The organism is Streptomyces sp. NPDC014995, from assembly GCF_043080745.1.
In the GTDB taxonomy this organism is placed as follows: domain Bacteria; phylum Actinomycetota; class Actinomycetes; order Streptomycetales; family Streptomycetaceae; genus Streptomyces.
Genome location: NZ_JBIBVX010000028.1, coordinates 54058 through 63711, shown reverse-complemented (window position 1 = coordinate 63711; position 9654 = coordinate 54058). Strand labels below are relative to the sequence as shown.

Genomic DNA, 9654 nt, shown 5'->3' with positions numbered 1-9654 from the left:
GGAACGCCGCGACGACATCCACGAGGCCTTCCTCGGCCTCGCCGCCTGCCTGATCACCCACCGACACGTCCAACGCCTTTGTTAGGACCTCTAAGAGCAGAGGTAACCGGCGTAGTTGGAACAGCGCCCCACACCCTTGTCCCCGTCGAACTCCCAGTACTTGGTGCCGTTCGAAGCCAGAGCCGTCCAGTCACCCAGCGCGATGCCCTTGGTCGGCGGATCGATGTACAGCGGGAAGACGGTGTCCTCGCCATGGAGCAGCGCCGGGTCGGGCGTGATTTCGAGAGTGGTGCCGGTGAGCTTGAGCGGCAGCTCGGCCGCCGCGTCACCACTGCCGGGGCCCTCCGAAGGGGCCGGCTCACCCGCGGCCTCCTCCGTCGCAGCGGCGGTGCGGGTCAGTTGCGTGGTGACGCCAGCCGTAGTCGTGGGAGTGACCGTGGCCGGTGTGTCACCCGCCGAGTCCCACCTCCGCCCCGCCGGGCTCGGGAAGACCGGGGTGCCGTCGCCGTCGTCCAGCTCCGACGGCCGCTACCAGCCCGCCGACACAGGTCAGGCTGCGGAGGGCGTGGGTGTAACGGGCGCGTTCCTCTTCACGCCCGCTGACACCGACCCCGCCACCGCCGGCGTCCAGTCCGACGTCGTCAGCTACAAGTGGCGGCTGAACAGCGGCGCGGTGTCAGCGCCGATCACCGTCGCGAAGGGCACGGCCGCCGTGGCAGGGGATGCACGTGTGCAAGCGTGAGCCGCCATGGCAGACTCCCACCCTCTGACCTGGCGCTCCGTGCCAGGTCCGCATCGCACAGGGGTGGAACATTGGCAGGGCTCAGACGCTTCACGACGGTGGCCGCGCTCGCGGCGATGCTGCTGCTCGGGGGCTGCGCGGGCGCCGGCGGGAAGGGAATTCCGGAAGCATCCGCGACGGCATCCCCCGCTCCGACCACGAAGGCGTCGCCCGCCGGCGAGAAGACTGTGGAGCAGGTACTGGGCGACGTCCGCTACGCCGCCGAGGACATCGGAGACGACAGCGTGAGCCCCGTGAGTCTGCCGGGCCAAGAAGCCGCAAAGGTGCCGCCCTGCCAGGCGCACGGCGTGATCCTGACGCACGAGGTCCCCAGCCATGACGAACTCGTCCTCTTCACCGACCGCCTGCAGAAACGGGGGTGGAGGCTCGACGGCGCCATCAAGGTAAACGATGTCATCATGCTGTCATCCGGCAAGTGGGGCATCACGCTCGGCGTCGCACCGATACCGCAGGAGCTCGGGACCAGAGTAAGCCCGAACAAGGGCGGCATCTCGGTTTCCGCTATGGGAGCGTGCAAGAAGCTCTGACCTTCGTGGTGGCGCCGGTGGCGAAGTCGACCACGCCGCCTGGACGTTCGACGTCCTCAGGGAGGGCCAGCAGGACACCGCTGTCCGCTACGACGGCGGCCTGACCGGCAAGGCGTACACCAGCAAGGTCACCGGCTACAACAACCTCTACCAGGTCACCTCAAGCCGGCTGATCCTCCCCGACAGCACCAAGGAACCCCTGGTCGTTACGTACTATGTGCTGGCGGGGCAGACTCCGGTTCTTGTTCATAACTCGGGTCCGGGGTGCGGATCCGTATGGATCGATTCGAACAGGGTGCCTCATCATTTCAAGCATGCTGCTGACTTCGGGATCACTGCGAAGGAGAGCAAAGCGAGCAAGTCGGAATTCGTGAGCGCTTTGGAAGGCTTCGTTAAGGATCCAAGGAACGTCCGATTGCGGGAACGTATCGCGGGACGCCTGCCCGGCTACGTGGATCTCAATACCGGGCGTCACGTCTCGGTGGACATTGAGTCGGGCGAGATGCTTGGTGCCTGGAAATCAAATGTGACTTCAGACCAGTTCTGGTACCTGACCATGCAAGGGAAGCTGTAGATGGCGGCTTTGGAGCCGTTCCTTGTACTCGCGGAGGCCGTTTCCGAAGGGAGGATCTCTCCTTCAGAGTTCTCTTTTGTCTGTCTTCCCTCGTACAAGGGGTGCGGTGGACCGTATCCGTCTGCCGAGCAGTATCAGGCGGCGACAGATCTCTTCTATGTCGCGCATGACTGCGATTCATCTGGCATCGGTATGCCGGATCTGCTGAACGATGATCAGGTTCGCCAGAAGGCGGCTGATATCGCGCGGCGAATGAGGACGCTCCTGCGGTAGCAGAACCCGAACAGGCCGTTTTGGTGGAGAAATGGGTGTTTCCCTCGGTTCCGAGCCGAGGGAAACACCCATGATCTATTGACGGCAACGCTGACGGCAACGTCAGCGGACGACGGCTGCGATGGGTGGGTCGTCAGGGTCGTCGGTCGGGACGAGGGCGTTGCCGAGGGTGTTGATGGCTTGGCGTTGGAGGCGAAGCCGGACGTGTGCGTAGACGCCGGCGGTGACGCCGATGTGGGCGTGGCCGAGGAGTTCCGTGATCACGACGAGGTCGACGCCCTGTTCCAGGAGGAGGGTGGCGGTCGAGTGGCGGAGGTCGTGGAAGCGGATGCGTCGGAGTCCGGCCCGGTCGAGGAAGCTGTGGAAGCGGCGGGTGAGGCTAGCTGGGTCGAGAGGCCGTCCAGTCCGCCTTGTGAAGACGAGGCCGCTGTCGCTCAGGCCGCCTCTGCTGTCTCACGCTCCCTGTCCTGCCGCCTCTTGTGCTCCTTGAGGGAGTGGATGCATTCGGTGGGGAGGGCGATGCGGCGTTCGGATGCCCGGGTCTTGGTGGGTAGGTGGGTGAGGCCGCCGGTGCAGGTGCGGCGGGCGACGATCGGCGGCTGGGAGGCGGGCAAGACCGAGCCCCGCCCGCCGGAACGCGAGGCGTACGCCCGGCTGCTGGACAAACTCGCGGAGCCCTACCCCGCCGACGCCGTGGCACCGGCTGAGGACCCGGCGGTGCCTGATGCGGGGGGAGCACCCGCCAAGGACATGGAGGTGCCCCAGACATCCGCCGGCCCTGCCGCGTCCGCGCCGCCAGCTGAGCCGGCAAAGGCCCGGACTGTATCAACGGGCTCAGCCCCGGCGGGTGCGGCCACGACTGCCGGCGAGGGCGTCTCGCAGCGTCCAAGACCTGAACCAATACCGGGATCAGGCCGCGACGAGTTCCTGCTCGCGGTCCGGCGTCTTGACCTTGGGCTTCTTGTTCGGCAGCGAGAGCCGGAAGACCTTGCGCCACGCGGAGAACACCTGCTTGGGCAGCGGGCCGGTGACGTATTCCAGCTCGTACTTTTCGAACAGCGCGCGCACCTTCACCGCGACCTCGGCGTACCGGTTGCTCGGCAGGTCCGGGAACAGGTGGTGCTCGATCTGGTGCGACAGGTTGCCGGTCATGAAGTGCATGGCCTTGCTGCCGCTGATGTTCGCCGAGCCCATCATCTGGCGCAGGTACCACTGGCCGCGCGTCTCGCCCTTGATCGACCGGCGCTCGAAGACCTGCACGCCCTCGGGGAAGTGCCCGCACATGATCACCGAGTGGGACCAGATGTTGCGGACCAGGTTCGCGGTGAACGTGGCGGCGAGCGTGGTGAGGAACGACGGGCCCGACAGCAGCGGGTGGATCACGTAGTCCTTGAGCACCTGCTTGCGGATCTTGCGTCCCACGGCCTTGGCCCGCGCGCGGAACTCCGGGTCCTTGCGGCGGCGCTTGTGCAGGTTCTTGCCGAGCTCCAGGTCGTACGCTGCGATGCCGTACTCGAAGAAGCAGGCGTTGATGAAGTTCCACAGCGGCTGGCCGAGGTGGAACGGGTGCCACTTCTGGTCCTCGTCGACGCGCATGATGCCGTAGCCGAGGTCGTTGTCCTTGCCGATCACGTTGGTGTACGTGTGGTGCAGCTCGTTGTGCGAGTGCCGCCACTGCTCGGACGGCGAGACGTGATCCCACTCCCAGGTGGTGGAGTGAATCTTCGGGTCCCGCATCCAGTCCCACTGGCCGTGCAGGACGTTGTGGCCGATCTCCATGTTGTCCATGATCTTCGCCACGGACAGACCGGCGGTGCCGAGCAGCCACGCGGGCGGGAAGATCGAGAACAGCAGCACGCCCCTGCTGACCAGCTCGAGCTTGCGCTGCGCCGAGATGACCTTACGGATGTAGGCGGCGTCCTTCTCGCCCCGGTCGGCGATCACCTCGTCGCGGATCGCGTCCAGCTCGCGGCCGAGATCCTCGATCTGCTCCGCGGTCAGGTGGGCGGTGGGGTCGATGGCGGTCAAGGTGCTCCTACCGTTCGATGTCGCAGGGGCCCGCCGCGGCGGACACGCAGGTCTGGATGAGGACGCCCGGCTCGGCCTCGGTGATCTCGCCGGTGCGCAGGTCGCGGACGGCGCCCGCCTTGAGCGGCGTGACGCAGCCGAAGCAGATGCCCATGCGGCACCCGGAGGGCATGAACACGCCGGCCTCCTCGCCGACGTCCAGCAACGGCGTGGCGCCGTCCGCGTCGACGGTCTTGCCGGTGCCGCTGAACGTGACCTCGCCGCCGTCGCCGGCGACGACGATGCTGGGGCGGAAGCGTTCGGTGTGCAGGCGCTCTTGGACGCCGTGCTCGGTCCAGTGCTCTTCGGCGGCGTCGAGCAGGCCCGCGGGCCCGCAGGCCCAGGTCTCGCGCTCGGCCCAGTCGGGCACGAGTTCGTCGAGACGGGCGATGTCGAGCATGCCGTCTGTGTCGGTGTGCACCTCGGTGAGCCGCAGCTTCCTCTCCGCGACCAGGTCATGCAGTTCGTTGCGGAAGATCACGTCTTGCGGCTGTGGCGCGCAGTGGACCATGACGACGTCGTCGAACTCGATGTCGCGCAGCATGCCCATCACGGGCGTGATGCCGCTGCCGGCCGTCAGGTAGAGCACCTTGGCGGGCTTGGCCTGCGGCAGCACGAAGTCACCGGTCGGCTGGTCGAGCTGGATCAGCGTGCCCGGTTTCGCCCTGCGGACCAGGTGGTTGCTGACCTTGCCGTCCGGGATCGCCTTCACGGTGATCGTGACGCGGCCGTCCCGGCGGTTTGTCGGCGAGGTGATGGAGTAGGCACGCCACAGGCGCACCCCGTCGACGTCGACGCCGATCCGCACGTACTGACCGGCCGTGTGGCCGCGCCAGCCCCGTCCCGGCCTGATCACGATAGTCGCGGCGTCACCCGTCTCGGGGTGCACGGCCTCGATGCGCCCACGCAGATCAGCGCCCGCACGCAGCGGGCTGACCAGGTCGAGGTAGTCCGACGGCAGCAGCGGCGTCGTGACCATCTCCAGCAGTTTCCACGCCCTGCTGCGGAGGGCTGCACTCGTCATGACTCCAGCTTGATGCGCCTCAGGGCGTAAAGTCCTGACCGCAGGACGTAAATCTGGTCGGCTGAATTGTTCGCAGGGAACAAAACATGGGGCATGCAATCCGGAGGGCCAGCGAACTGGCCCTGGACGAGACGACGGTCACCGCACTGCGGGCCGCGCTGAAAACCACCGCCGACGAGGTCGTCCAGGCGATCATCGACGAGGTCCCTCCCTACGCCAACGCCCTGTCGGGCCACATGGGCGCCACCATCCGCCGAGCCGTCCGCACCGCCCTGGGGCACTACCTGGACCTCGCGAGCGGGAACGCCACAGGCGGCGACGCCGGTGACGCAGCCTACGAGCTGGGCCGCGGCGAGGTACGCGACGGTCGTTCGATGGACGCCCTGCTCAGCGCCTACCGCGTCGGCGCCCGCGTGGCCTGGCGATGCCTGGCAGCGGGTGCCGTACCCGCAGGTCTGCCCGCCGCCGAGGTCGCCAAGTTCGCCGAGCTGACCTTCGCCTACATCGACGAGCTCTCCGCCGCGAGCGCCGCGGGCCACGCCGACGAACTGGCCGCCCGAGGCAGGGCCCACGAGCGCCACTTGGAACACCTGGCCCGCGACCTCCTCGCCGGCGCGAGCCCGGACGTGCTGCTGGCCTCTGCTCAACGGGCCGGGTGGCAGCCCCCCGCTTCGCTGACCGCGGTCCTGCTGCCCGCCGCCCAGGCCCGGCCCGCCTTCCGCGCGCTCGACCCAGGCACCCTCGTCCTCGACGATCTGCCGGACGCCACCGGTGTGCTGCTCGTCCCCGATGCCGACCGATCACGTCTCTTGCGGCAGCTGACCGACCGCACCGCCGTGGTCGGCCCGGCCCGGCCATGGACTCGTGCGTCCGCCTCGTACGCACGAGCCGTACGCGCGCGCTCCCTCTCCGCTGAAATTCGCGACACCGAGGACCACCTGCCCGAGCTGGTGCTGAGCGCCGACGTGGACGCGTTCGCAGACCTGCGTGCCCGAGCCCTCGCACCGTTGCGGACCTTGCCTGTCGCGACCGCACGGCGGCTGGAGGAGACGTTGCGGGCGTGGCTGCTGCACCAGGGCAGGCGGGACGAGGTGGCGGCGGCGTTGTTCGTCCATCCCCAGACCGTCCGGTACCGGATGTCGCAGCTGCGGGAGCTGTTTCCGGATCTCGCATCGCCACACCGGGTCCTTGAATTGACGCTGGCGGTCGGTTTTCGGGTCAGCTGACGAGTACTGCCTCGTTCTCGGTGCCATCAGCTGACTCATGCGGCCCGGGGAAGAGCGGTATTAGCCAGCTGAGACCGGGGTTGATGTGAAGACCAGACAAGGCCTCGGGAAGCCCGCCGGGGGCGCTGTCTCTGAGAAGCGCGGTGGCGGATACGGCTCGACTGGATCCGGTGGACGATGCGCACCGGCCCGCTCGTCGACGCGCTCATCGAGCATCTGATCGGCGACCTGGGCCGCTATGCCCTGGAAAACGGCTTTCGTGTCGTCGTGGAGGGCGCTGTTCTGGCACGAGCTGACCCACGGGCGCGCGGCGGGCTGCAGCTGGGTGACCGGCGGGGCGGCCAGGCCGGGTCACCAGGGGCGGGGGGCCTGGCCGCTCGCGCCGGGGACCACCGTGGTTCTGCGACGGCCCCGTGCCTCCCTTCCGACAGGTCAACCGGACGACCGACCGGGCCGGCCTGGCACACCGCGCGAGGGATGATGGGGATGGAATAACGGACGTGAGGTCAGGAGCTTCCATGGCGAAGCGGGTTCACCGACCCCGTGAGGACGCGGAGTTCAATTTCATCCTCGGGATGAGCGGAGTTCCGGTCCTCGCATACTTCACCGGGACATGGCCCAAGGCAATCGAGCCCTGCCGGGTGATGGACCTCGTCGTGGGTGGCATCGCCGACGACTACACGGGCCGCCTGACGGCCGTCCGCGCCGACATCACGCGTTGTCCGGCCGCAACCGAGCGATACGGGATCACCGGAGCCCCGTCCTACGTCCTGCTGCGGCGAGACGTCCACCGCCAGTACCCGACGGCCGTCCGGGAACCGGGGCAGCGGCAGGCCGGCCAGCAGCGACCGCAGCCGCCCGGTGTCGATCCGGCCGCGGTTCAGGGCGTCGTACATCGCGCCGTGCCCGCGCCGGTGCTCGGGCAGCAGCGTCACTCCACCGCCGAATGCACCGCACCTGGCGCGCACAACACCGCATCCGACATTTCGAACAGCTCGTCGCCCCGCAGGGTCAGACACGCGTACAACTCGTCCCGAAAGCGTGACGCTTCCGCGAACGCCTCGCCCGCAGCGGCTTCAGACAGCAGACTCACCCTCACGGCCTTCGTCGTGGTCAGTGCACCTTGGTCGGAGCACATGATCAGACGGAGGCCGCCTCGGCGTCCGGCACATGACCATGTGGGCGAAGCAGTTCGAGAGGCTGTTCGAGGCGTGAGGACCGCTCAGTCGGGCAGCGCGACGGTGAGGTCCACCTCGACCAGCTGCCCTGCGAAGCCCAGCTGCGCAACCCCCAGGAGCGTGCTGGCGGACGTGAAGGCCGGACCGAGGGCGGAAGCGGTAAGCCGGTGCCAGGCGAGGCCCAGGTCCTCCCTGTCATCGCTCCGCACGTAGATCACCGAACGCACCACGTGCTGCGGCTGAGCATCCACCGCCGCGAGGGCAGCGAGTGCGTTCACGATGACCTGATCGACTTGCACGTCGAGGGAGCCCGCGCCGACGAGAGAGCCGCCCTGGTCGAGGGGACACTGCCCCGCCAGATAAGCCGTTCGGCCGGTCTCCACCACGGTGATGTGGTGGTAGCCCGGCGTTTCATGCAACTGATCGGGGTTGATACGCCTGATCTTCGCTGTCATGCCGCGAGTCTGACTGGTCTGCCCCCGACACGCACCGCAATTTGCCCCACCGCGCGACTGTCCGACGCCGCACGAGGTTAAGGAACAAGCTGAGCCTTTTCCAACCTCAGGTTGAGGCGTGATGAAGGACGAGAACGGTCATCACGATGTCGGTGATCCGGTTGGTGCTGCAGCGGAGCTTTCGCAGGAGGCACCAGCCTTTGAAGGTGGCCATGGCGTGTTCGCCGATGCATCGGATCTTGGCGTGGCTGCTGTGGCGGAGGCGTACTGGCCGACGGCCGCGCCCGCGCGGAGACGACGAGGCCGTTCCCGGTGACATGCACCGGGGACGGGCCCCTCGCCCGTTCGTTCAGGAAGCCCGGATCGCCCGGTCGATCTCCGCGCCGGTACGGGCCACGACGACGGGCCACTCGTCACTGAGGGAGGAGGGCAGAAGCTCGCGGTCCTCGTCCCGCTGGATCATGGTCGGCCCGCCCGGGACGACGAGCACGGCATCCAGCCGTCGCAGCAGGACGGCCAGGAGGTCCATGATCCCGTCCCCTCCGAAGCGGTTGAAGGTGATGCCGGTCGGGCTGTTGAAGTACACACCCGCCTCGTCCCCCTCCGCCGTACTCACCAGCAGGAAGTCCGTCTCGGGGTCCCGCACCACCGCATAGGGGCCGAGGACCTCGTGCGCGGCACTCATGTCCAGCGGCGCCGGCTCACCGTTCTCGAACCGGCACACGAAGATGTCAAAACTCATGGAGTCCTTTCTAACCTCAGGCTGAGGCGTGGTGAAGGACGACGACAGCCTTCACGATGTTGGTGATCCGGTTGGTGCTGCAGCGGAGTTTTCGCAGAAGGCGCCAGCCCTTCAGGGTGGCTATGGCCTGTTCGCCGAGACAGCGGATCTTGGCATGGGTGCTGTTGTGTCGCCGCTTCCAGCGTTCGAGCCGACGGCCCCTGAACGGCACCCGGACGGGGCGCTCGGCGCCCTGGTAAGCCTTGTCCGCCCAGCACTTCACGTCGGCCTCGGCGAGCGCGTCGATGATGCCGTGGCGCCGGGCGGCGGTTAGGTCGGCTGAACGGGTCGGTGAGGACCTGGACGTTCATGCCGTGGCGTTTGTGTTTCCCGGAGTAGTACGGGGTGTCGGCGGCGATCCGGTCGATCGGCAGCAGGGTGCCGTCCAGGATCACGAAGGCTTTCGCCCGTACGGTCTTCATCGCCTCGGTCAGGGTCGGCGTGGCGGCGGCCAGGACGTCGATCACCTCACGTATGTATCGGTACACGGTCGCGACGCCGATGCCGAACCCGGCGGCGAGCCGCGCGTAGGTGTCCCCGCACCGCAGGTGGGCGAGGACGAGCAGGGCCTGACGGCCGACAGGTAGCCGTCGCCACCGGGTCCCGATCTCTCGCTGCCGGGCACGCAGCCGTGTGGTCAGGAAGCGCAGGGTGCGGCTGGACAGATCGATCGACGACGGGTAGACAAGCACGCGAAGCTCCTGGCGGACACGGGTGATCTTGGTCGAGAACCCGTCTACCAGGAGC

9 protein-coding genes and 6 pseudogenes are annotated in these 9654 nt (G+C 67.8%); 6 read left to right on the top strand and 9 right to left on the bottom strand.

Going from position 1 to position 9654, the window contains the following annotated elements; all coding sequences use genetic code 11:
* Positions 1-93: 93 nt before the first annotated feature.
* Positions 94-510, bottom strand: a pseudogene (locus ACF1A1_RS37645) (LamG domain-containing protein); the annotation flags it as partial.
* Here ACF1A1_RS37645 and ACF1A1_RS37640 point away from each other — a divergent pair.
* The 4 genes from ACF1A1_RS37640 to ACF1A1_RS37625 all read left to right on the top strand — a co-directional run bounded on the left by ACF1A1_RS37640 (position 407) and on the right by ACF1A1_RS37625 (position 2176).
* Positions 407-742 (top strand): hypothetical protein, encoded by a 336-nt coding sequence (locus ACF1A1_RS37640; protein ID WP_392006458.1) that lies wholly within the window; start codon positions 407-409, stop codon positions 740-742. The pseudogene ACF1A1_RS37645 and the gene ACF1A1_RS37640 sit on opposite strands and share 104 nt — an antisense overlap.
* Before the next feature lie 98 nt (positions 743-840).
* Positions 841-1329 carry a hypothetical protein gene (locus ACF1A1_RS37635; protein WP_392006456.1) on the top strand — a complete coding sequence of 163 codons (489 nt, stop codon included), beginning with the start codon at positions 841-843 and terminating at the stop codon, positions 1327-1329.
* Positions 1330-1546: 217 nt separating this feature from the next.
* The gene (locus tag ACF1A1_RS37630) at positions 1547-1903 is read left to right on the top strand and encodes a colicin D domain-containing protein (RefSeq protein WP_392006454.1); all 357 of its coding nucleotides are present in this window, start codon (positions 1547-1549) and stop codon (positions 1901-1903) included.
* Positions 1904-2176, top strand: a complete 273-nt coding sequence (locus tag ACF1A1_RS37625; RefSeq protein WP_392006453.1) for a hypothetical protein — start codon at positions 1904-1906, stop codon at positions 2174-2176.
* A 102-nt stretch (positions 2177-2278) separates the two neighbouring features.
* Here the strand turns inward: ACF1A1_RS37625 and ACF1A1_RS37620 are convergent.
* From ACF1A1_RS37620 to ACF1A1_RS37610, 3 genes and pseudogenes are all read right to left on the bottom strand, one after another.
* Positions 2279-2760, bottom strand: a pseudogene (locus ACF1A1_RS37620) (tyrosine-type recombinase/integrase); the annotation flags it as partial.
* Between the two features lie 325 nt (positions 2761-3085).
* Positions 3086-4204 carry a fatty acid desaturase family protein gene (locus ACF1A1_RS37615; protein ID WP_392006451.1) on the bottom strand — a complete coding sequence of 373 codons (1119 nt, stop codon included), beginning with the start codon at positions 4202-4204 and terminating at the stop codon, positions 3086-3088.
* Positions 4205-4211: 7 nt separating this feature from the next.
* Positions 4212-5267, bottom strand: a complete 1056-nt coding sequence (locus tag ACF1A1_RS37610) for a ferredoxin reductase (protein WP_392006449.1) — start codon at positions 5265-5267, stop codon at positions 4212-4214.
* An 86-nt stretch (positions 5268-5353) separates the two neighbouring features.
* Here ACF1A1_RS37610 and ACF1A1_RS37605 point away from each other — a divergent pair, with 86 nt between their 5' ends.
* Complete coding sequence (locus tag ACF1A1_RS37605; RefSeq protein ID WP_392006447.1) at positions 5354-6493, top strand: PucR family transcriptional regulator; 1140 nt, start codon at positions 5354-5356, stop codon at positions 6491-6493.
* Between the two features lie 518 nt (positions 6494-7011).
* Positions 7012-7272 (top strand): annotated as a pseudogene (locus tag ACF1A1_RS37600) (thioredoxin family protein); the annotation flags it as partial.
* Here ACF1A1_RS37600 and ACF1A1_RS37595 read toward each other — a convergent pair.
* The 5 genes and pseudogenes from ACF1A1_RS37595 to ACF1A1_RS37575 form a co-directional block, all read right to left on the bottom strand.
* Positions 7270-7631, bottom strand: a pseudogene (locus tag ACF1A1_RS37595) (transposase); the annotation flags it as partial. The pseudogenes ACF1A1_RS37600 and ACF1A1_RS37595 overlap by 3 nt on opposite strands.
* An 84-nt stretch (positions 7632-7715) precedes the next feature.
* A complete protein-coding gene (locus ACF1A1_RS37590; protein ID WP_362692590.1) occupies positions 7716-8126 on the bottom strand; it encodes a RidA family protein in 411 nt (136 codons plus the stop codon).
* Between the two features lie 106 nt (positions 8127-8232).
* Positions 8233-8385 (bottom strand): annotated as a pseudogene (locus tag ACF1A1_RS37585) (IS5/IS1182 family transposase); the annotation flags it as partial.
* A gap of 90 nt (positions 8386-8475) precedes the next feature.
* A complete protein-coding gene (locus ACF1A1_RS37580) occupies positions 8476-8868 on the bottom strand; it encodes a hypothetical protein (protein ID WP_392006445.1) in 393 nt (130 codons plus the stop codon).
* A 16-nt stretch (positions 8869-8884) separates the two neighbouring features.
* A pseudogene (locus ACF1A1_RS37575) lies at positions 8885-9599 on the bottom strand (transposase family protein).
* Positions 9600-9654 lie beyond the last annotated feature (55 nt).

Bases quoted from the DNA above. Each gene is read 5' to 3' on its own strand.
- ACF1A1_RS37605 (WP_392006447.1), top strand. From the start codon at position 5,354: ATGGGGCATGCAATCCGGAGGGCCAGCGAACTGGCCCTGGACGAGACG.
- ACF1A1_RS37590 (WP_362692590.1), bottom strand. From the start codon at position 8,126: ATGACAGCGAAGATCAGGCGTATCAACCCCGATCAGTTGCATGAAACG.
- ACF1A1_RS37610 (WP_392006449.1), bottom strand. From the start codon at position 5,267: ATGACGAGTGCAGCCCTCCGCAGCAGGGCGTGGAAACTGCTGGAGATG.
- ACF1A1_RS37580 (WP_392006445.1), bottom strand. From the start codon at position 8,868: ATGAGTTTTGACATCTTCGTGTGCCGGTTCGAGAACGGTGAGCCGGCG.
- ACF1A1_RS37625 (WP_392006453.1), top strand. From the start codon at position 1,904: ATGGCGGCTTTGGAGCCGTTCCTTGTACTCGCGGAGGCCGTTTCCGAA.